General features: G+C 63.9%; 20 protein-coding genes and 1 riboswitch. Of the genes, 11 read left to right on the top strand and 9 right to left on the bottom strand.

Annotation, left to right across the window (positions count from 1 at the left end):
* Positions 1 to 59 precede the first annotated feature (59 nt).
* The 4 genes from ACEOAC_RS02990 to argB all read left to right on the top strand — a co-directional run bounded on the left by ACEOAC_RS02990 (position 60) and on the right by argB (position 3,601).
* Positions 60 to 884 carry a biotin--[acetyl-CoA-carboxylase] ligase gene (locus ACEOAC_RS02990; protein ID WP_326491456.1) on the top strand — a complete coding sequence of 275 codons (825 nt, stop codon included), beginning with the start codon at positions 60 to 62 and terminating at the stop codon, positions 882 to 884.
* Positions 881 to 1,666, top strand: a complete 786-nt coding sequence (locus tag ACEOAC_RS02995; protein ID WP_234294799.1) for a type III pantothenate kinase — start codon at positions 881 to 883, stop codon at positions 1,664 to 1,666. The genes ACEOAC_RS02990 and ACEOAC_RS02995 overlap by 4 nt, the downstream gene beginning before the upstream one ends.
* A 64-nt stretch (positions 1,667 to 1,730) precedes the next feature.
* The gene (locus tag ACEOAC_RS03000) at positions 1,731 to 2,579 is read left to right on the top strand and encodes an SPOR domain-containing protein (protein WP_413628677.1); all 849 of its coding nucleotides are present in this window, start codon (positions 1,731 to 1,733) and stop codon (positions 2,577 to 2,579) included.
* A gap of 128 nt (positions 2,580 to 2,707) precedes the next feature.
* Positions 2,708 to 3,601, top strand: a complete 894-nt coding sequence (gene argB, locus ACEOAC_RS03005) for an acetylglutamate kinase (protein ID WP_006465160.1) — start codon at positions 2,708 to 2,710, stop codon at positions 3,599 to 3,601.
* An 87-nt stretch (positions 3,602 to 3,688) separates the two neighbouring features.
* On the opposite strand, the gene ACEOAC_RS03010 is transcribed toward argB, so the two are convergent.
* Positions 3,689 to 4,609: a TraB/GumN family protein gene (locus tag ACEOAC_RS03010; protein ID WP_413444534.1), complete on the bottom strand. Its 921-nt coding sequence runs from the start codon at positions 4,607 to 4,609 to the stop codon at positions 3,689 to 3,691.
* 73 nt (positions 4,610 to 4,682) lie between these two features.
* Here ACEOAC_RS03010 and ACEOAC_RS03015 point away from each other — a divergent pair, with 73 nt between their 5' ends.
* On the top strand, positions 4,683 to 5,420 hold the full coding sequence (locus tag ACEOAC_RS03015; protein WP_077236202.1) for an HAD-IA family hydrolase: 738 nt from the start codon (positions 4,683 to 4,685) through the stop codon (positions 5,418 to 5,420).
* 42 nt (positions 5,421 to 5,462) lie between these two features.
* On the opposite strand, the gene ACEOAC_RS03020 is transcribed toward ACEOAC_RS03015, so the two are convergent.
* From ACEOAC_RS03020 to ACEOAC_RS03035, 4 genes are all read right to left on the bottom strand, one after another.
* A complete protein-coding gene (locus tag ACEOAC_RS03020) occupies positions 5,463 to 6,035 on the bottom strand; it encodes a Fur family transcriptional regulator (RefSeq protein WP_006465157.1) in 573 nt (190 codons plus the stop codon).
* 125 nt (positions 6,036 to 6,160) lie between these two features.
* On the bottom strand, positions 6,161 to 7,156 hold the full coding sequence (locus ACEOAC_RS03025) for a tyrosine recombinase XerC (RefSeq protein WP_413444536.1): 996 nt from the start codon (positions 7,154 to 7,156) through the stop codon (positions 6,161 to 6,163).
* A 64-nt stretch (positions 7,157 to 7,220) separates the two neighbouring features.
* A complete protein-coding gene (locus tag ACEOAC_RS03030) occupies positions 7,221 to 7,889 on the bottom strand; it encodes a DUF484 family protein (RefSeq protein ID WP_006465155.1) in 669 nt (222 codons plus the stop codon).
* A gap of 291 nt (positions 7,890 to 8,180) precedes the next feature.
* Positions 8,181 to 9,335 (bottom strand): porin, encoded by a 1,155-nt coding sequence (locus tag ACEOAC_RS03035; protein ID WP_006465154.1) that lies wholly within the window; start codon positions 9,333 to 9,335, stop codon positions 8,181 to 8,183.
* Positions 9,336 to 9,703: 368 nt separating this feature from the next.
* On the opposite strand from ACEOAC_RS03035, the gene ACEOAC_RS03040 reads away from it, so the two are divergent.
* On the top strand, positions 9,704 to 11,323 hold the full coding sequence (locus ACEOAC_RS03040; protein WP_413444537.1) for a hypothetical protein: 1,620 nt from the start codon (positions 9,704 to 9,706) through the stop codon (positions 11,321 to 11,323).
* Between the two features lie 93 nt (positions 11,324 to 11,416).
* On the opposite strand, the gene dapF is transcribed toward ACEOAC_RS03040, so the two are convergent.
* Genes dapF through ACEOAC_RS03055 form a run of 3 tightly spaced genes read right to left on the bottom strand, consistent with a single transcriptional unit; the run spans position 11,417 to position 14,051 of the window.
* The gene (gene dapF / locus ACEOAC_RS03045; protein WP_006465152.1) at positions 11,417 to 12,280 is read right to left on the bottom strand and encodes a diaminopimelate epimerase; all 864 of its coding nucleotides are present in this window, start codon (positions 12,278 to 12,280) and stop codon (positions 11,417 to 11,419) included.
* A gap of 41 nt (positions 12,281 to 12,321) precedes the next feature.
* Positions 12,322 to 13,206: a lipid A biosynthesis acyltransferase gene (locus ACEOAC_RS03050; protein ID WP_077236195.1), complete on the bottom strand. Its 885-nt coding sequence runs from the start codon at positions 13,204 to 13,206 to the stop codon at positions 12,322 to 12,324.
* The gene (locus tag ACEOAC_RS03055) at positions 13,203 to 14,051 is read right to left on the bottom strand and encodes a lysophospholipid acyltransferase family protein (protein WP_413444538.1); all 849 of its coding nucleotides are present in this window, start codon (positions 14,049 to 14,051) and stop codon (positions 13,203 to 13,205) included. The genes ACEOAC_RS03050 and ACEOAC_RS03055 overlap by 4 nt, the downstream gene beginning before the upstream one ends.
* A gap of 189 nt (positions 14,052 to 14,240) precedes the next feature.
* Between ACEOAC_RS03055 and metK the strand changes: the two genes are divergently transcribed.
* The 4 genes from metK (at position 14,241) to metF (ending at position 18,424) form a co-directional block, all read left to right on the top strand.
* Positions 14,241 to 15,404, top strand: a complete 1,164-nt coding sequence (gene metK, locus ACEOAC_RS03060) for a methionine adenosyltransferase (RefSeq protein WP_006465149.1) — start codon at positions 14,241 to 14,243, stop codon at positions 15,402 to 15,404.
* A 142-nt stretch (positions 15,405 to 15,546) separates the two neighbouring features.
* Positions 15,547 to 15,636: riboswitch (S-adenosyl-L-homocysteine riboswitch) on the top strand.
* Between the two features lie 49 nt (positions 15,637 to 15,685).
* Entirely contained in the window at positions 15,686 to 17,086 is a 1,401-nt protein-coding gene (gene ahcY, locus ACEOAC_RS03065) for an adenosylhomocysteinase (protein WP_006465148.1), read from the top strand.
* A 145-nt stretch (positions 17,087 to 17,231) separates the two neighbouring features.
* A complete protein-coding gene (locus ACEOAC_RS03070; protein WP_006465147.1) occupies positions 17,232 to 17,585 on the top strand; it encodes a phage holin family protein in 354 nt (117 codons plus the stop codon).
* Positions 17,582 to 18,424: a methylenetetrahydrofolate reductase [NAD(P)H] gene (metF, locus tag ACEOAC_RS03075; RefSeq protein ID WP_413445518.1), complete on the top strand. Its 843-nt coding sequence runs from the start codon at positions 17,582 to 17,584 to the stop codon at positions 18,422 to 18,424. Before ACEOAC_RS03070 ends, metF begins: the two co-directional genes overlap by 4 nt.
* A 103-nt stretch (positions 18,425 to 18,527) precedes the next feature.
* Here the strand turns inward: metF and ACEOAC_RS03080 are convergent, their stop codons facing one another.
* Positions 18,528 to 19,124 carry a 5-formyltetrahydrofolate cyclo-ligase gene (locus ACEOAC_RS03080; protein WP_413445519.1) on the bottom strand — a complete coding sequence of 199 codons (597 nt, stop codon included), beginning with the start codon at positions 19,122 to 19,124 and terminating at the stop codon, positions 18,528 to 18,530.
* A gap of 34 nt (positions 19,125 to 19,158) precedes the next feature.
* Between ACEOAC_RS03080 and ACEOAC_RS03085 the strand changes: the two genes are divergently transcribed.
* Positions 19,159 to 21,171, top strand: coding sequence for a transglycosylase SLT domain-containing protein (locus tag ACEOAC_RS03085; protein WP_413628678.1), 2,013 nt, complete (start codon positions 19,159 to 19,161; stop codon positions 21,169 to 21,171).
* Positions 21,172 to 21,225: the final 54 nt, after the last annotated feature.

The raw sequence follows: 21,225 nt of genomic DNA on the forward strand, positions 1-21,225 counted from the left end.
GGCCCGCCGCGTGGACACTGTCTGCCGGTACAATGCGCGCTATGACCCTGACTTTTCCCATGCCCGCCGAATCGGAATCGGCGCCGCTGGTGCGTCCCGAGCGCATCGGCATGTTGCTGGCCGGCTCCGACCGCGATGGCCAGCAACGCATCGACGTCGAGGCGGTGGCCCAGACCGGTTCCACCAACGTCGACCTGATGCAGCGTTTGAGCAGCCTGCAGCGCCCTCTGTTGCTGGTGGCGGACCGCCAGACCGCTGGTCGCGGCCGCGCCGGCCGTCCCTGGCGCGCGGCCCCCGAGGATTCGCTGACCTTTTCGCTGGCCTGGCGCCTGCAGCGCCCTACGCATGCTTTGCTGGGTCTGCCGCTGGCCATCGGCGTGGCGCTGGCCGAGGCGCTCGAAGTGTTCGGCGTGCGCCCGCAGCTGAAATGGCCCAATGACGTGCTGCGCGACGGCGCCAAGCTGGCCGGCATCCTCATCGAGACCGCTTCCGACGGTGGGCGCGGTGACGCCACCTGGGCGGTGATCGGCATCGGTATCAACCTGGCCGTGCCGGTGGGCCTGGCCGACGAGCTGCAGCGTCCGGTGGGGGCGGCGACCGAATTGCAGAAGGCGCCCCGCGAGACGGTACTGGCCATCATCGCCAGCGCCCTCGCCGGCGTGCTGGAGGAGTTCGAACAGCGCGGCTTCGGTGCCTTCGTCAAGCGCTGGGAAGCCTTCCACGCCTACGCCGGACAGGCCGTCAAGATCGTCGACAACGGTCGCGTGGTCCATGAGGGGACCGCCGTTGGCGTGGACATGATGGGCCGCTTCCTGATGGATACCGAGCTGGGCCAGGTCGAGGTGCTGGCCGGTGACCTGTCGTTGCGCCTGCAGGACGGATGATGCTGCTGATCGACGCCGGCAATACCCGTATCAAGTGGGCCCTGTCCAGCGTTGACACGGCCGTGACGGGCGGCTGGCTGCAGCAGGGCGCGGTCGAGCGTGCCGACGTGGCCACGCTGTTGCAGGCCTGGTCAGGCATGGTGGTGCCGGCTGCAGGAATGCAGGTGTGCGTCTCCAACGTGGCCGGCCCGGCGTTGCGGGACAGCCTGCAGGCTGTCTTGCAGGAGGCATTCGGGCCGCGCGTCATCGTCGAATGGTTTGCCTCCACCGCCGAGCGTGCCGGCGTGCGCAACGGCTATCGGCATCCCGGCCAACTCGGTTGTGACCGTTTCGCCGCCGCCATCGGCGCGCGCGCGCTATTTCCCGACGAGGAATTGCTGGTGGTCACCTGTGGCACGGCCACGACCATCGACGTGCTCAGTGCCGCTGGTGTGTTCGAGGGCGGCATGATCCTGCCCGGCTTCGGCACCATGGCCACCTCGCTGGCGCTGAACACCGCGCAACTGCCACGCATCGATGGCGCGGCACCGCCCGAGAAGGTGTTTGCCGACAATACGGTGGACGCCATCGTTTCCGGTTGCATCGCCGCCCAGGTCGGGGCGATCGAACATGCGCTGGTGCAGCGCCAGCTGGCGCGGCCCCAGGCGCGGGTGCGCTGCCTGCTGTCCGGTGGTGCCGGCGTGCTGCTGGCGCCTTACCTGCGGCTGGGCGATACGGCGCTGGAAAAAGTGGATAATCTGGTCCTGCTCGGCCTGCAGACGGCCATGAACCATGGGCGTTGAAGCCAGTCCATCGAGTCAGGCAGATCAACCAAGGCAAGCAAAGACAAGGAAAGACAAGGCACGGATGAAGCTGAAACTGCTTTTTTGGCTATTGCTGGTCGGTAACGTGGTCCTGTTCGGCTTGCCGCGTGGCTATTTCGGTGCCAGCGCGACCGAACGACGCGAGCCGCAGCGCCTGGCCGAGCAATTGCATCCCGAGCTGTTGAGCGTGCTGCCGGCCAATAGCGAGAAGCTGGCCTCCCAATTGCGGGCGCAGCCGGCGCCCGGCGCGCCTGCCAGCGCCGAGGGGGCGTCCGTCGCAGCATCCGCTGCCGCCGCCCCGGCCGCCGCCACGCCTGCTGCAAGTGAACCTGCCGCCGCTGCGCAAGCGACGCCGGCGGGGCCGGCCACCTCAGCAACCCCATCCACCCCAGCCACGACGGCGCCTCAGGTCGCTGCCGTTACCCCTTCCTGCACCGAGGTCGGCAACTTCACGGCTGCCGATGCCCGTCGCTTCTCGGCCCAGCTTGCCAGTCTCAACCTGGGTGACAAGGTGGTCCAGAAGCTGACCCAGGATGTGACCAGCCACATGGTCTACATCCCCCCGCAGGATGGCCGAGAGGGAGCCGACCGGCGCATCGCCGAGCTGCGTCGCCTGGGCATCGGCGACTTCTACGTCATTCCTGACAGTTTCCCCAACCCGGCATTGCGCTCGGGCGTTTCGCTGGGCATCTTCCGCACCGAGGAGGCGGCCAAGGCCTATGTCAGCCAGCTGATCTCGCGCGGGGTGCGCAGCGCCCGCATCATTGCGCGCCGCTCCGGGGCCGGCAAGCAGGTCTTCCAGTTGCGTGATCTGACACCGGAGGCGCGCAGCGCCCTGGACAACATCAAGAGCGCTTTCCCGGACCAGGAAATCCGCGGCTGCAGCGCCTGAAGGCGGCGGCGTTGTCTGGATCGGACACGCCGCATGTTGCGCTGCGAAGCCGGGCGGCTTTCCATGTAAAATCCCGTCCCTAACCTTTACCCGTCACCCATCCCTCATCGCATCGACAGGACATTGCCATGACCACCGACCTGACCAACGTAGCCCCCCAGATCAAAGCCGAAATCCTGGCCGAGGCGCTGCCGTATATCCGTAAATTCCACGGCAAGACCATCGTGGTCAAGTACGGTGGCAATGCGATGACCGAGGAAAGCCTCAAGCACGGCTTCGCCCGTGACGTGATCCTGTTGAAGCTGGTCGGCATGAACCCGGTGGTGGTCCACGGTGGCGGCCCGCAGATCGATGCGGCACTCAAGAAGATCGGCAAGCAGGGGACCTTCGTGCAGGGCATGCGCATCACCGACGAAGAGACCATGGAAGTGGTGGAATGGGTGCTGGGCGGCGAAGTGCAGCAGGACATCGTGATGCTGATCAATCACTATGGTGGCCAGGCGGTGGGCCTGACCGGCAAGGACGGCGGCCTGATCCGCGCACGCAAGATGCAGATGCCGGACAAGGAGCATCCGGGCCAGTTCCTGGACATCGGCTACGTGGGCGAGATCGAGGCGATCAACCCGGCGGTGGTCAAGGCGCTGCAGGACGATGCCTTCATCCCCATCATCTCGCCCATCGGTTTCGGTGACGACGGCCAGGCCTACAACATCAATGCCGACGTGGTGGCCGGCAAGATCGCCGAGATCCTGCACGCCGAAAAGCTGATCATGATGACCAACATCGCCGGTGTCCAGGACAAGGCCGGCAATCTGCTGACCGACCTGTCGGCCCGCGAGATCGACGAGATGTTCGCCGACGGCACCATTTCCGGCGGCATGCTGCCCAAGATTTCCTCGGCCCTGGATGCGGCCAAGTCGGGCGTGAACACGGTGCACATCATCGACGGTCGCATCGAACACTCGCTGCTGCTGGAAGTGCTGACCGAGCAGGCCTTCGGGACCATGATCCGCTCGCACTGATACTGCGTTCGGGCAGTCGGCAGCACAAAAAATGGATGAGCATGCTCATCCATTTTTTTATGCCCGCCGGTCAAGGCGTGGTACAGATCAATAGAGTTGTTTGACCTGCAATCCCTTTTGCTTCAGCAGGAACGGCACGCTGTCCGGTCCCACCAGGTGGAGGATGCCGATCGCCGCCACGGCGCCGTCATGCTGGCGCAGCAGGTCGGCCACGCCCTTGGCCAGCCCGGGATTGCGTTGCTGGAGCAGGGTCTTGAGCGTAAAGCGGGTGGCGAAGCTGTCATCCTGCCGCATGTCCTTGAGCGCGGTGGCGAAGCCGGCGCTGTCGGCGTGACGCCAGGCGGTCACCAGCAGGTCGAGCTTGCGGCTCAGGGCGGCGTCATCCAGTTCCCGCAGGGTATCGGCCAGGAATTCGGCCTGTTGTGCTTCGGTAAGCTGGCTGAAGAGGCTCATCTGGCGGTCCGCGCTCTCCAGTTCGACTACCTCGCCACCGTGGGCGCGCACGGCGTTGGCCAGATGGCTGTCCACGGCCAGGTCGGTGCGGTAACCGTGGCGCCCGTATTCCTGCACCGTCAGGGCCATGGCCAGCATCCATGGACGCATGTGCTGCACGGCCTGCAGCGGCAGGCCCAGACGTTCCAGCGTGGCAATCGTGCGCTGCGCCAGGGCGGGATAGAGGTGGTCCTGGATGCGCTGACCGTCAGGGTAGAGGGCATAGCGCTGCACGGCGTTCTGCATCGCGGCGCCATTGTCCGGGTCCAGTTCCAGCGCCAGCACGGGGGCGGCAGACAGGGAGCGGGTCAGGCGCGGCTCCAGCGGATAGAAATCGGGTGCACCCACGTGGATGGTGCCGAACAGCAGCAGGGAATGGCGACCATCGGAGACCTGATACAGCGCGCCGCGCGGCGGGATACTGCTTTGTCCCTCGCCGGTAGCGGCCGCATGGGCGGGGAGGGAGAAGTTAAAGCAGGACAACCAAGTCAAACTCACTATAATCACCCGTTGCATCAATCCGTTCACTGCTGGCCTTTCTTTGCTGAAGGTGCGTCCATGCCTGCTGGCAGGCGCGCCGGTCCGATTTATGGCGTCCAATACTACACCGCTCTGGCTTTTCGACCTCGACAACACCCTGCACAACGCCTCGCACGCGATCTTCCCGGCCATCAACACCAACATGAACCGCATCATCCAGCGGGTGCTGGAGAACGACGGGCAGCCCAGCGACGAGGCGGCGGTGAACTATCTGCGCCGGCATTACTGGAAACTGTACGGTGCCACCCTGCTGGGCCTGGTGCGCCATCACGGCATGGATATCGATGAGTTCCTGCACGAGGCACACCTCTTCGATGACCTGCCCGGCATGGTCCGTGCCGAGCGTGGCATCGGCCGCTGGCTGCAGCAACTGCCGGGACGCAAGATCCTGCTCACCAATGCGCCCCGCCGTTATTCACGCGAACTGGTGCGGCATCTGGGGCTGCACCGCCATTTCTCGCATCACATTTCCATCGAGAGCATGCACGTGCATCGCCAGTTGCGGCCCAAACCTTCGCGGCTGATGCTGCGCAAGCTGCTGGCGCGTCACAAGATCGCGCCGCGTCGCTGCATCCTGGTCGAGGACACCGTAGATAACCTGAAAAGTGCCCGTGAACTTGGCGTGCGTACTGCCTGGGTGACCCAGTACCTGCGCGGCAGCCAGGCGCTCCTGGGACATATGGGGGGACAGCGCGCCTTGAGCCGCTTACCGGGTTTCGTTGATGTGAAGGTTCGTTCAGTGCGGCAGTTGCCGCGCCGGCTGGCGGCGCTGGGAGCCTTGCGCTAGGCGAGGATGGGGTTGCTGGGTTGCTGAGTTGCCGGGCTGGTCTTAGTCGGCGCAATCGGCGCACCAGCCCTTGATGGTCAGCTCCACTTCGTGGCTCTGGAAACCCTTGCCCAGTGTCTTGCGCAGGGCCGATTGCAATTGCGCGGCGGTGGAGCGATGCCGATCGGCATCGGGCAGGACGGTCGCCAGGAAATCGGTGCCATCGCTGGCATCCAGGCAGAACACTCGGTGGCAACGGGTGCATTTGAAATGACCGTGCTGGTGTTGCTTGCCATGGGAGTGGTCGTGCAGGCCGTGCTCGGGATGATCGGCACCGGCGCTGTAGCGGAAGATCCGGTCATCGCTGGAAATCTTGTGCGCCAGGCCGGCCTCGGTCAGGCAATCCAGGGCGCGGTAGAGCGTGACCCGGTCCATGTCGGCGAAGCGATCCTGGATATCCTGGTGTGACGCCGCACTGCGGGTTTCCAGCAATGCTCCCAGCACGTTCACGCGGGCCTGCGTCACCCGCACGCCGGCTTCGCGCAGTTGCGCCTCGGCCAGCGCCGTCACGGTCGCGGCTTGCGCGCTGGTGCTGGCGGAGGAGTGGTCGGCGGCTTTGGCTTTCATGGTCGGCATTGGCTGGAACGTTCGAGGAGCCAGGTCACTGGCAGAGAAACTTGGCGGCGCAGCAAGCGCCGGTCATCTATTTTAGCCCATGCGGCGCTCACCCCCCGCGCCGACAGCCGTAGCGGCGGTCGCGGCTAGTTGTTGTTGTCCTTGCCGCCCTTGCGCGCGCGGGGGTGGGCCTGGTCGTAGACCTGGGCCAGGCGCTGGAAGTCCAGCGCGGTATAGACCTGGGTCGCGGTGATGGAGGCATGGCCCAGCATTTCCTGTACCGCACGCAGGTCGCCCGAGCTCTGCAGCACATGCGAGGCAAAGGAGTGTCGCAACATGTGAGGATGCACGTCGGACGCCATTTCCACTCCCTTGCCATGCGCTTTCAAACGCAATTGCGTGACCCGGGGCGACATGCGGGCGCCCCGCTCGTTGAGGAAAAGTGCATGGCAGTCGCTGCCGCCATCGGCGCGCACCAGGCCGGCCCGCAGCGGCAGCCAGTCGCTGATCGCCTGCAGGGCGGCTTTTCCCACCGGCACCTTGCGCTTCTTGCCACCCTTGCCGGTGACGGTGACCTCGGCTTCTTCCAGGTCGATCCAGCCGGCGGACTCATAGCTGCCTTCGCCGATATCGGCCACGTCGATGCCCACCAGCTCGGAGACGCGTAATCCGCTCGAATAGAGCAATTCGAACATGGCGCGATTGCAGGCCGCCAGGGTGGAGTCGGGGTCGCGCCCCGGATCGGCCTGTGCGACCAGGCGCACGGCATCATCGGCGGCCAGCGCCTTGGGCAGGGGTTTGCTCTTCTTGGGGGGCTTGACGCCATCGACCGGGTTGGCGGGCAGTTCGATTTCCATCGACAACCACCCGAAGAAGCCGCGCCAGGCCGACAGCTTGCGTGAAATCGAGCGGGCATTCAGGCCGCGTGCATGCAGCCGGGCGGCGCATTTCCTGATCTGTACCTGGGTGACGCCGCGCAGATCGAGCTCGGCATTAGATGCGTCCGCGTCGGCCGGCGCCAGCAGCGAGCGTAATTCCTGCAGGTCACGGCCGTAATTGTCCAGTGTATGAGGGGACAGCTTGCGCTGGGCGCGCAAAAAGGAGAGATAGTGGCCGATCAGGGCGGAGGCGGTGCCATCCATGGCGTCATCCTTCACATTGGCGGCGTGCGCAGAACGGAACGGGGCCGCTCTGCCAGGCGGTGCATCAGCGCAGCAGGCAGGCCAGTGCGGCGCTACCGGTTTCGCCGATGCGGGTCAGGAAATCGGTCCCCATGTCGGAGGTGAAACGGCTCGGGTCCGGCGAGCCCAGTACCAGCAGGCCGAAGGCTTCAGGCGCTGCGCCCACGCGCAGTGGCAGGATGGCGACCGATTTCACCGAGTCGGCATCGTCCAGCCAGGTGGCCGCTTCGAATTCCTTGTTGGGACCGCAGAAGGGCGCCGACAGACCGTTGGCAAAGATGCGGGCGTCGTCCGAGACTTGCCGGGTGGCCCAGTTGTCGGCATGGGCCTGGCCCAGATTCCACAGGCGCACGGTCACTTGCGGCACGTGGAAGATTTCCTGCAATTGGGTGACCAGCGTGCGTGGCAGGTCGGCGGCGTCGCGCGTCAACAGCAGGGCGCGGCTCCAGGCCTGGAACTTGTTGGTGATCTCGTCGTTTTCCTGGGCGATACGCATGAGGTCGGCCATGCGCAATTCCTGCACGCGGATCTTTTCGCGCAGGATTTCCATCTGCCGCTCCTGCAGCGAGACCGCGCGGCCCATTACCGGGCTGGTCAACTTGATGGTCGAAAGCAGCTCTGCATGCTCCTCGAAGAAATGAGGATGTTCCAGCAGGTAGTCGGCAATCAGGTTGGAATCCAGTTCGGAGGTCATCGTCGAGGGTCTGTGAGTGAGGTACCAGCGGCAGGCAAAAGGTGGCGTGCCGGAAATATCGCGAGATTATCCTCGCTATCGGACATGCTGACAATCATCGCCGGCGTGGCCAGGCGGCCTTGCCTGCCATGGCGTGCAAAGCATGGCGGCGCGATAAGAAAAGGCAAGGGAAGGTAAAGGAAAGGTAAAAGAAAAAGGCCTGCATGATTGCTCATGCAGGCCTTTTTCGTTCCAGCTCAGGCTCAATTCAGGTTGAAACTGACACATTCATGCCAGTTTCAGATCCATGAATTAGAACTTGTGACGGATACCGGTGATGACAGCGGTTTGGCTGGCATCGGAACCGGTTGCGCCACCGGTGACACCCGGGTTTTGGATGTCGCTAGCGCGCATGTTGGACACGAAGGCGTACAGGTCGGTACGCTTGGACAGCCAGTAGTCAGCACCCAGGCTGATCTGGGTCAGCTTGCCCTTGCCGTCGACGCCGTTGAAGGTCGCGCGGGAGTGGTCAACAGCTGCCAGCAGCTTCAGGGAAGGCGACAGGGAGTAGGCGGTACCGACTTCATAGGTATCAACCTTCTGTGCGTTGCCCAGGGTTGCGGTAGCAACGGTCGGGGTGCCCTTCAGATCTTGCTTGACGCGCGAGTAGTTAGCGTACACGCGGGCGGCGCCGAACTGGTAGGAAGCCACAACGTTCAGGGACTTCAGAGCGGTGTTGCCAGCGACGGCAGCAGCGGTGTTGGCGTTGCCGGTGGTGCCAGCAGCCGGGATCAGGCTGGTGTCAGACGGGGTCGAACCGGCCTTGGATTGGTAGTAGTTGATACCCAGACCCAGAGGACCGTTGTCGTACTTACCACCGATGCCGTAGGCTTGACCAGCGGAGGTCTTGCCAGCTTGTTCGCCGAAACCGTAGATCAGGTTACCGGTGAAGCCGCTCAGGTTGGTGGTGGTGTAGCTGATCGAGTTGTTGGTACGAACACCTTGCAGGCGGTTCAGGCCCGAACCCGAGTTGGAGACCACGCCGCCGAAGTCGTTAACAGCGGTGTAAGCGGAGATGGTGTCCGAGAAGTCGGTTTGACGACCCAGCAGAACGGTACCGAAGCCACCAGCCAGACCGACCACCGACTTGCGGCGGAACAGGTTGGAGGAGGTCACGGCGTCGGAGCCTTGCAGGCCGCCGTCGTCGTTGGTGAAGCCGGCTTCCAGGTTGAAGACTGCGGACAGACCGCCGCCCAGATCTTCAACGCCCTTGAAACCGATACGGGAACCTTGGATCACGCCAGAGTTGATGCCGAACTTGCTGCCGGTGCCACCGGTTGCGGTAGCGACCTTGCTGGAGTAAGCGATACCGGTATCAACGATACCGTAGATGGTGACGGAGCTTTGTGCTTGAGCAGCACCTGCGAACGCGCCGAGGACGGCCAGTGCCAGCAGAGATTTTTTCATTTGACATCCTTCTATAAAAATAGTCTTGAGGATCCGTACTTCTGGTCGGATGGTGAGACATTAAGGGTTCTCATTTGGCGTGGCCGCAGATTGGTCACGTGGGGGGAGGAATTTTGGTTGAAAGCGCCAAAGTGCAGTATGAGTGTTGTTTTTTTCAAACGCTTTCCACCCCGTCAATGCATGACAGGCAAATTTTGGCACTCAGCTTGTCACTTATTAACGGCAGGTATGACGCAAACTTGATCCGCATCGTCTCGTCAATACGCTTGTTGTCAAAAAGATGCATTCTGATAGTTTTTCGAGTCATTTTTAAAGAAATGTCGATTGTGGGGCATAATTTTGGCTTTCTGACCGGACGTGGAGGTCTGATGGCCAATCGCGAGGATCTTGCAATCATCCGCGCCGCGCGTGCTGGAGAGGCGCAGGCGCAATTGACGCTGGGCAAGCGTTATCTGTTTGGCGGTAATGGTTTGCCGCAAAGTGCAGGCACTGCCTTTCATTGGCTGGAGCGGGCGGCGCGCCAGGGGCTGGCCGATGCCTGGATGCTGATCGCCCAGCATATTCCCTATGAGGTCGTGGTACCGCTGGCCAAGCCGCAGGAAGCTGCGCAATGGTACGAACGTGCATTCGACGCCGGCCTGACGCGCGCTGGGTTGGTGTTTGCGCGGCTGGTGCTGGATAACCCTGCCGTCACCGCGACCATCAGCGTCGAGTTGAAGCACAAGGCCATCCGCGCCCTGGAAGTGGTCGCCCGCGAGGGGGATCCGGACGCGCAGTGGTTATTAGCCCGGCAGGGCGAGCGCATGCTGGCCCCCGCCACTGCAGCCTCTTCGAACGCCATCCCTGGCGAAGCGCAGTCGCCCGCGCCGGCGGTCAAGGCCGAGGAGCTGCATCAGTGGACGAAGAAAGCCGCTGACGCCGGCGTCGAACAAGCCCAGCACGCGCTGGCCGACGCGGCCTGGCGGCAATCCGACTTCGCCACCTTCCGCCAGCGGGCTCAGCCCCTGGCTGACGCCCTGTTGCGCCAGCACGAGGGCACGGTGGCGCAACTCAATGCCCCCTCCGAGGCCCTGGCGGCGGCGCTGGGCGCGCAGAACATCCAGCTGCTGTATCGCCTGGCCCAGGTCCATATGGCTGACAAGCGTCCCGACCTGTTGCACGCCCAGCAATTGCTGGAACTGGCCGCGCTGGCCTGCGACCGTGACGCGCAGCTGGCCCTGGGTCTTTTATATGGACGTCTGGACCAGGCGGGCGTGCGGCGCTTCGCCGGCCAGGGTTCGGCCAACTACAAGAAGGCCATCCGCTGGCTCACCCTGGCCGGGGAGCAGGGCATGGCAGCGGCCTGGTATGTCCTGTCGCGTATCTATCTGAAGCCCGAGTTTTCGCAACGCAATCTGGCTGACGTGCAGCATTACCTTGAGCGTGCTGCCGAGATGGGCCATGTGGAAGCGCAGGTCGAATGCGGGGTGGGCGCCTGGCGTAACCGTCGCGATGATCCGGGCAACGACGTGCGTGCCCTGTATTGGTTGCAGAAGGCCGCCACTCAGGGAGCGCAGCAGGCGCGGACCTTGCTGGACAAGGTCGCCGATCGCCCCCTGGCTGCCGAATGGGCGATGCGGGCGCGCGCGCAGCTCAGTCGCGAGCAGATCAATGCGCATCCCTTCCTGGCGGCACGCATCGAACTGGCGGCCCTGTTCGGACTGACCCGGCCGGAAGCGCTGCTGATCGATCTGAAACAGGCCGATTGCGGCCATTGCCTGATGGTGGACATCCGCAGCCAGTATGCGCGCAGCAAGCGGCGCCTGATCCTGGTGGAGACGGGAGAGCAGCGCGGTACGCTCAATCGCATCGGACGCCTGTTCGAAGACATGGATTGTGGCCCCGCCGGTCCGGAAGGCAATTATCGTCAGCGGCTGTACCGCCTCAAGAGCGTGTTGCCGCAGGTGCAGGAGGACGACGAGGTGGAAGAACAGGATCTGGCTGCTTGAACCGCCGCGCCGCGGCCTTCCAAGGTCGCAGGCAAATGAAAACGGCTTGCTGATGTGTTCAGCAAGCCGTTTTCATATGTGTATTAAATTGTCTCAGAGCTGATCCGGCAAATCGATCTCGCCTTCGAACACGGTCACCGCCGGTCCGGTCATCATCACCGGTTCGCCCGGGCCGGCCCAGGCAATGTTGAGCACGCCGCCATGGGTCTGCACCGCCACCGGTGAATCCAGCAGGCCGCGCCGGATGCCGGCCACCACTGCGGCACAGGCGCCGGTGCCGCACGCCAGGGTTTCGCCGGCACCGCGTTCATAGACACGCAGGTTGATGTGATGGCGATCGACCACCTGCATGAAACCGGCATTGACGCGCTTGGGGAAGCGCGGGTGATGTTCGATCAGCGGACCGTCGGTCAGTACCGGCGCTGCTTCACTGTCATCGACCAGTTGCACCGCGTGCGGATTGCCCATCGACACCACCGAGATCCAGGTGGTCTTGCCGGCCACGTCCAGCGGCCACAGATTGTCTTCGGCCTCGCTGCGATGCTGCAGGCCATGGCTGTCGAAGGGAACGTCGGCCGGGGTCAGGATGGGGGCGCCCATATCCACGGTGATCTGGCCGTCGTCTTCCAGGCGCGGTTCGATCACGCCGGACATGGTTTCCACACGGATGGCGCGCTTGTCGGTGAGCCCCTTTTCGGTGACGAAGCGCACGAAGGCGCGCGCGCCATTGCCGCATTGCTCGACCTCGCCGCCATCGGCGTTATAGATGCGATAACGGAAATCGATGCCGGCACCCTGTGCTTTTTCCACCACCAGCATCTGGTCGGCACCGATGCCGAAGCGACGGTCGGCGATGAACTGCCACTGGGCGGGGGTCAGCGAAATGGCCTGGTTGACGGCGTCGAGGACGACGAAGTCGTTGCCGGCGCCATGCATCTTGGTAAATTTGATTTTCATGTGCAGATTATAGGACGGCTGCTGGCCGTCGCGCTCGCTGCTCAGTCCGCGTCGCGTCCATAGACGTCCGGCTCGCCCGGCGGACGGGTCTTGAAGCGCTTGTGGGCCCAGAAGTATTCAGCCGGATGCTCACGTACGCGTTCTTCGATGAAGGCATTCATGCGGCGCGTGGCGGCCACGATGTCCTCGCCCGGATAGTCGGTCCAGGCGGGATAGTAGGTGGCTTTCCAGCCCTTGTAGTTGGGCAGGAAGGTGCAGACCACCGGCACGACCGCGGCACCGGTAGCCGCGGCGATGCGGGCCGTGGCTGTGAGGGTGGCGGCGGGTACCCCGAAGAAAGGCACGAATTCGGCGTCGCGGATGCCGAAGTCCATGTCCGGCAACATCAGGAAGGGCAGGCCCTTGCGCATGGCGCGGATGATGGGCTTGACGCCCTGTTCGCGCGCCAGCAAGGTTGCCGGCCGGAAGCGCAGACGGCCCTTCAGCAGTGCGCGGTCGATGACGGCATTGCGTTGCTTGGTATAGATGGTACAGGCCGAATATTCGGAGAACACGCCCAGGGTCGCGCCGGGAATTTCCAGGCAGACGAAATGCGGCGCCAGCAGGATGGTCGGCCCCTTGGCGAAGGTCTCCAGCGGCATGCCCGGGTCGACCTGGATCAGCCGGCGCAGACGCGATACCGGCGCCCACCAGAGGATGCCGCGTTCCAGTGCACTGCGGGCGAACAGGCGGAAATGCTCGCGGGCAATGCGTACGCGTTCTTCTTCGGTCTTCTCCGGGAAGCAAAGGCGCAGGTTGGTCAGCGCGATATGACGCCGGGGACGCATATAGATATAGAGCAGCGCGCCGATACCTTCGCCCAGGCGGCCGAGGATGGGCAGGGGCAACCAGTGCAGCAGCCACATGATGGCCAGGAGCAGTCTCATGACGATGCCTCCCCGGGCCTGGTCACGCCGGGCGGTGTCTTGTAGCGGTTGTAGCTCCAGATATATTGGGCCGGGCAGTGGGCGATCAGTTTTTCCATGGCGGCATTGATGGCGCGGGCCTGCTGTACCGGCGATTCGGGAAGTTCACCTTCAAATGGAACGAAGTGCACGTCAAAGCCGCGTCCCCAGGACAGCCTTTCCGCATAGACCAGCAGCAAGGGCGCACCGCTCATCTGTTGCAGCTTGGCGGGCAGGGTCATGGTGTAGGCCGGCTTGCCGAAGAAGTCGGCCCAGACGCCTTCGCCGTTTTGCGGCACCTGGTCCGGCAGCAGGCCGATGGCCTGGCTATTCTTCAGCGCCTTCAGCAGGATGCGCACGCCCGCCAGGTTGGCCGGGGCCAGGTGCAGGTTGGCGCGGGCGCGGGCGCCCTCGATCAGGGGCTTGAGGGCAGCCTTGCGCGGAGGGCGGTAGAGGACACTCAGGCTGGTATGGTGCGCCACGACCTGGGCCGAGATTTCGAAGCAACCCAGGTGCGGCGTGAGCAAGATGACACCGGACTTGGCTGCCAGCGCCTGCTCCACCATATCCCAGTTGCGCAGGCGTGCCGTGCGCAGCACCCGGCGGGGCGAGGCGCACCAGATGAACGGCAGCTCGAACATGCCCTTGCCCGCCTCGCCGACCGCCTTGAACAGGCTGGCGCGATGTCCGGCCAGGGCAATGTTGTTCTGCAGGCGGCGCCGGTAGGACGGCGAGAGCAGGAACACCAGCCAGCCCGTCACCACACCGATGGCATGCAGTACTGGCAAGGGCAGGAAGGACAGCAGGCGGAATAAAGAAACGAGCATACGTGCCGATAACGGTTGAGCGGGGCGCTTCCGCCGCCAAATTGCAGAAAATTGCAAGAGGCGTAAAATAGCACAAGCCGTCGAGTTAATGACAACTTGCGAGACGGGGTACAAATTTCGCTAAAGCGTCGCAGGCACGACTAACGATGGGCCGCGACATTGCTAAATCGTTTTCAGTCAGAGGCTTGCATGTCCAACGAATATCTCTTCACTTCCGAATCCGTTTCCGAAGGTCATCCCGACAAGGTCGCCGACCAGATCTCGGATGCCATCCTGGATGCCATCTTCACCCAGGATCCGCAATCGCGCGTGGCCGCCGAAACCCTGTGCAACACCGGTCTGGTGGTGCTGGCCGGTGAAATCACCACCCGCGCCAATGTCGACTACATCGATGTGGCCCGCGAAACCATCAAGCGCATCGGCTACGACAATGCCGATTTCGGCATCGACTACAAGAGCTGCGCCGTGCTGGTCGCCTACGACAAGCAATCCCCCGACATCGCCCAGGGCGTCGATGAGGGCAAGGGAGTGGACCTGGAGCAGGGTGCCGGCGACCAGGGCCTGATGTTCGGCTACGCCTGCAACGAAACCCCGGAGCTGATGCCGGCTGCCATCTACTATGCGCACCGCATCGTGGAACGCCAGTCGCAACTGCGCAAGGACGGCCGCCTGCCCTGGCTGCGTCCGGACGCCAAGTCCCAGGTCACCCTGAAGTACGTGGACGGCAAGCCGGTCGCCATCGACACCGTGGTGCTGTCGACCCAGCATTCGCCCGAGATGGACCAGAAGGACATCCACGAAGCCGCCATCGAGGAAATCATCAAGCCGGTGCTGCCGGCCGAATGGCTCAAGAACACCCGCTACCTGATCAACCCCACCGGCCGCTTCGTCATCGGCGGCCCGCAGGGTGACTGCGGCCTGACCGGCCGCAAGATCATCGTCGATACCTACGGCGGTGCAGCGCCCCACGGCGGTGGCGCCTTCTCCGGCAAGGACCCGTCCAAGGTCGACCGTTCGGCCGCCTACGCCGGCCGTTACGTGGCCAAGAACATCGTCGCTGCCGGCCTGGCCGAGCGTTGCCAGATCCAGGTGTCCTACGCCATCGGCATCGCCAAGCCGACTTCGGTGATGGTGACCACCTTCGGCACCGGCAAGATCAGCGACGAAAAGCTGGCGCAACTGGTGATGGAACACTTCGACCTGCGTCCCAAGGGCATCGTCCAGATGCTGGACCTGCTGCGCCCGATCTACGCCAAGACCGCCGCCTATGGTCACTTCGGCCGTGAAGAGCCGGAATTCACCTGGGAGCGCACCGACAAGGTCGCCGCCCTGCGCGCTTCGGCCGGTCTGTAATACGCACCCTGCCAGCGCGGGCCGGGCATTGACTAACGCCCGGCCCGCGCTACAATGCTGTTCCCGCGGATGAACAGCTTCATCCGCTCCCCGTACCGATGTCGGCATTGCGTCCGGTACGTCAATCCTCACAATGCCTCACCGCCGCAAGGAGCGTTGCGACAGGGACAACCCCTGCCAGGCTTGCAGCGATGAACAGGCGCACCGCGCCTGGCAACCGCGCTCACGTTACTTTTTTTCTGGCTTTTTCATGAAAGGAGGGCGTGAACAGCGCCATTGCCATGACTACTCAACAAGACTACATCGTCGCCGACATCAACCTGGCTGACTGGGGCCGCAAGGAAATCAAGATCGCCGAGACCGAAATGCCGGGCCTGATGGCGATCCGCGAGGAATTCGCTGCTTCCCAGCCCCTGAAGGGCGCCCGCATCACCGGTTCGCTGCACATGACCATCCAGACCGCCGTGCTGATCCAGACCCTGGAAGCACTGGGCGCGCAGGTGCGTTGGGCGTCCTGCAACATCTACTCGACCCAGGACCATGCCGCTGCCGCGATTGCTGCCAACGGCACCCCGGTGTTCGCCGTCAAGGGCGAGAACCTGGACGAATACTGGGAATACACCCACCGCATCTTCGAATGGACCGACGGTGGCTATTCCAACATGATCCTGGACGACGGCGGCGACGCCACCCTGCTGCTGCACCTGGGTGCCCGCGCCGAGACCGACATCTCGGTCCTGGCCAAACCTGACTCCGAAGAAGCGGTCTGCCTCTTCAACGCCATCAAGCGCTACCTGGCCAAGGATGCCAACTGGTACTCCAAGCGCCTCAAGGAAATCAAGGGCGTCACCGAAGAGACCACCACCGGCGTGCATCGCCTGTACCAGATGCACAAGGAAGGCAAGCTGGCCTTCCCGGCCATCAACGTCAACGACTCGGTCACCAAGTCCAAGTTCGACAACCTGTACGGCTGCCGCGAATCGCTGGTGGACGGCATCAAGCGCGCCACCGACGTGATGATCGCCGGCAAGGTCGCCATCGTGGCCGGCTACGGTGACGTCGGCAAGGGTTCGGCCCAGGCCCTGCGCGCGCTGTCGGCCCAGGTATGGGTTACCGAGATCGACCCGATCTGCGCCCTGCAGGCCGCCATGGAAGGCTATCGCGTGGTGACCATGGACTATGCCGCCGAACACGGCGACATCTTCGTCACCTGCACCGGCAACTACCATGTGATCACCCATGAGCACATGAAGAAGATGAAGGACCAGGCCATCGTCTGCAACATCGGCCACTTCGACAACGAAATCGAAGTCGCCGCCCTGAAGCAGTACACCTGGGAAAACATCAAGCCGCAGGTCGACCACGTGATCTTTCCGGACGGCAAGCGCATCATCCTGCTGGCCGAAGGTCGTCTGGTCAATCTGGGTTGCGCCACCGGTCACCCGTCCTACGTGATGAGCTCGTCGTTTGCCAACCAGACCATTGCCCAGATCGAACTGTTCGTCAACACCAAGGCCTACCCGGTCGGCGTGTACACCCTGCCCAAGCACCTTGACGAGAAGGTCGCCCGCCTGCAACTGAAGAAGCTCAACGCCCAGTTGAGCGAACTCACGCCAGAGCAGGCCGCCTACATCGGCGTGAAGCTGGAAGGTCCGTACAAGCCGGAACACTACCGCTACTGATCCATGCCAGCGGCCGGCTTCACGCCGGCCCTGCATGGTTGGCAACGTTTGATCCAGCGGCCTGTGCGGCGTCCCGAGGGGCGCCGCGCTTACAGTGGCCGCTGCTGTCTTCATCACTCCCCTGACGGGGTCGAAAGGAATCTCCGTGCGCCTGCTGCTGACCTGGCTCATCAACGCCCTGGCCTTGCTGGCCGTCCCCTACCTGATGCACTCGGTGCAGGTCGACAGTTTCGGCTCGGCCCTGCTGGCCGCGCTCATCCTGGGTTTCGTCAATACCATCGTGCGCCCGGTGCTGGTCGTGCTGACCCTGCCGGTGACGGTGGTCACGCTGGGTCTGTTCATCCTGGTCATCAATGGCCTGATGTTCTGGGTCGTGGCGCAACTGGTGGGCGGCTTCCACGTGGCCGGATTCTGGTCTGCCGTGGGCGGCGCGCTGCTCTATAGCATCGTGTCCTGGGCCTTGTCGACGCTGTTGCTGAAATCGGGATCGAATCAATGAGTACGCATAATTTCAGTATCGAATTCTTCCCGCCCAAGACCGCCGAAGGCGCGCAAAAGCTGCGCGCCACCCGCGCCCGGCTGGCTCAACTGCAGCCCCGCTATTTCTCGGTGACCTTCGGCGCCGGCGGCTCCACCCAGCAGGGCACCCGCGACACCGTGCTGGAGATCATCGGCGAAGGCCATCAGGCTGCACCGCACCTGTCCTGCATCGGCAGCTCGCGTGCCAGCCTGCGTGCCATCCTGGACGATTACCGCGCCAACGGTATCAAGCGCCTGGTGGCGCTGCGCGGTGACCTGCCCAGTGGTTATGGCGCCATGGACCAGGCATCCAGCGAATTCCGCTATGCCAACGAATTGGTCGAGTTCGTCCGCGCCGAGACCGGCGACTGGTTCCACATCGAAGTGGCGGCCTACCCCGAAATGCATCCCCAGGCCCGTTCGCCGCAGGACGATGTCCAGAATTTCGCGCGCAAGGTCAAGGCCGGCGCCAATGCAGCCATCACCCAGTATTTCTACAACGCCGATGCCTACTTCCGCTTCGTGGACGAGGCTGCTCGCCTGGGCGCTACCGTACCGGTGATCGCCGGCATCATGCCCATCACCAATTACTCGCAGCTGATGCGCTTCTCGGACATGTGCGGCACCGAGATCCCGCGCTGGATCCGCCTCAAGCTGGCCAGCTATGGCGACGATACGGAATCGATCCGCGCCTTCGGCCAGGATGTGGTCACGCAACTGTGCGAGCGCCTGCTGGCCGGTGGCGCACCGGGTCTGCATTTCTATTCACTGAACCAGGCCGCTCCCACCGAGGCGATCTGGCAGCAACTGGTCAAGTAACGCCACACCCGGCAAGCGGGTGCCAGTTGCAGAGCCGGGCCGTGGCCCGGCTTTTTCATTGTCCAATCGATAATGGCGTATGGCTGGCCGACATCAGCCGACATCAGCCGGCATCGGTGAGGATGGCATCCAGCGGCACGTCATGCGCCTGCGGTTCGAACACCACCAGCCCGAAGCCATAACACACGCCCACCGCCAGCGGCCGCACCGGGCCGGCCAGGGTGCGGTCATAGAAGCCGCCCCCGTAACCCAGCCGGAACCCGGCCTCGTTGAAGCCGAGGCAAGGAATGAGCAGGGCCTGCGGATGGACCACTGCGGTACCCGCCGGCGGCACCCTGGTACCCATGGCATCCTTTTCCAGGGCATCACCCGGGCGCCAGCGGCGAAACTCCAGCGGCATCTCCCGCCCCACCACCACCGGCAGGCACAGGTCCACGCCGTGCGCTGCCAGCGCGTTATAGGCGTCAGCCAGGTCGGGTTCACGCCGTATCGGCTGATATACCGCCAGGCTGGTGATGGCCGAGCCGACGCACCAATCCACCACACGCTGGCCGATGCGCTGTTCGGCGTGCAGCTTGTCCGTGTCGCCCAGGGCCTTGCGACGTCCCAGCAGGTCGGCGCGCAGGGCATTCTTGCGCAGCACCGCGAGGGCCTGTTCGGTCTCCGGCGCGGGTGCATCGCGTGCTATGCTTGGGTTCATTATTTGTTCCATCAATCTGCATGAAGAAGCTTGCATGAGTATGCGTCCGAAGAAACATCCGTTCAACCAGCGCCTGCGCGCGCTGGCCGCCTCATTGGCTACCTCGCTGGCGCTGCCCCTGGTCGTGGCGACCGGCACCATCCTGATCGCGGCGCCAGCGGCCCACGCCCAGAAACGCCTGGCGCCGGACGCCGCGCCCGACGATCTCTTCCTCGCCCTGCGCCAGGCCGCTGCCAGCGACAATGCCGCGCTGGCGCAGGACCTGGCCGCGCGCCTGTCCGGTTACGAACTGGCCTCCTACGTCGACTACTACCGCCTCAAGCCGCGGGTGCGCGACTATAGCGCCAGTGAACAGGAAATCCGCGATTTCCTGGCACGTTGGGATGGCCAGGCCATCGTCGACCGCCTGCGCAACGACTGGCTGCTGGCATTGGGCAAGACCGGCAACTGGACCGTCTTCGACGAGCAATACCCCAAGTTCGTGCTCAACGACGATGTCCAGGTCAAGTGCTTCGCCCTCAACTCGCGCGCCCTGAAGGGCGAGAACGTGGCCGAAGAAGCACGTGCCCTCTTGAGCAACCCCAAGGACTATGGTCAGGGCTGCAGCGACCTGATCTCCACGCTGGCCCAGAACGGCCAGTTCAGCCAGGCCGATGTCTGGTTCCAGATCCGCCAGGCGGCCGAGAACGGCAATGCCACCGTCGCCCGTCGCGCCGCCGTGCTGGTCGATAGCGGCGATGTCGGCGTCACCCAGGTCATGGACCGCCCGGCGCTGATGCTGGCCAAGGGGCCGGGCAAGGGTGCTGCCAACCACCAGCTCTACATCATCGCGCTGGGCCGTATCGCCAAGAGCAATCCGACCCAGGCCGCCACCTATCTCGGCGATGCCGGGCGCAACATGACGGCGCAGGAAGTCGCCCAGGGCTGGGCGCAGATTGCGCTGGCGGCGTCCTACAAGCTGGCGCCGGAAGCCTCCGATTACTGGCGCCGCGCCAAGGATGCAGCGCTCACACAAGATGCCATGCAGTGGAAGGTCCGCATGGCCCTGCGCGATGGCGACTGGAAGACCGTGCGCAAGACCATCGAGGCCATGCCGGCCCCGCTGCGCAGCGACACCGCCTGGGTCTACTGGCTGGGCCGTGCGCTGAAGGAAGAAGGCCAGACCGACGCCGCGCGGCGCCTGTTCGAATCGATCGCACCCAACTTCAGCTTCTACGGTCAGCTGGCCCTGGAAGAGCTGGGCCAGAAGATCAGCATCCCGCCCGGACCGACGCCCCCCGGCGCTGGCGAAGTGGCGCTGTATTCGCAGAATGCCGGCTTCAAGCGTTCGCTCAAGTTCTATCAGTTGAACCTGCGCTTCGAAGCCATCCGTGAATGGAACTGGGAATTGCGCAACATGAGCGACCGTCAGCTGCTGGCCGCCGCCGAGTACGCGCGCCAGAGCGACGTGCTGGACCGCATGGTCAATACCTCCGATCGCACCCGCAGTGAATTCGATTTCACCCAGCGCTTCCCGGCCCCGCACCTGCCCGAGATGAACGCCGCCACCAAGCCGCTGGGCATGGAGAACGCCTGGGTCTATGGCCTGATCCGCCAGGAATCGCGCTTCATCAAGTCGGCCCGTTCCCATGTGGGTGCCTCCGGCCTGATGCAGTTGATGCCGGCTACCGCCAAGTTCGTCGCCAAGAAGATCGGCATGAGTGAATTCACCGCCGACCAGGTCAATGACATCAACACCAACCTGCTGCTGGGCACCAGCTATCTCGACATGGTGCTCAACAACATGGAAGGTTCGGAAACCCTGGCCACCGCCGGCTACAACGCCGGCCCCGGCCGCCCCCGTACCTGGCGCGCGACCTTGCCGCGTCCGGTGGAAGGCGCGATCTTCGCCGAGATCATCCCTTTCAATGAAACCCGGGGCTATGTCAAGAACGTGATGTCCAATGCGACCTACTATGCGGCCATGTTCGAGAACCGCCCGCAATCGCTGAAGCAGCGCATGGGCACGGTGGCGCCCAATTCCAGCGTCGCCACCGACCTGCCCTGATCCCGTCGCCCGCGCCGTCGGCAATGGCCGGCGGCCAACAGGAAATCGGAGAGT

The organism is Herbaspirillum frisingense (assembly GCF_047325095.1).
In the GTDB taxonomy this organism is placed as follows: Bacteria; Pseudomonadota; Gammaproteobacteria; order Burkholderiales; family Burkholderiaceae_D; genus Herbaspirillum; species Herbaspirillum frisingense.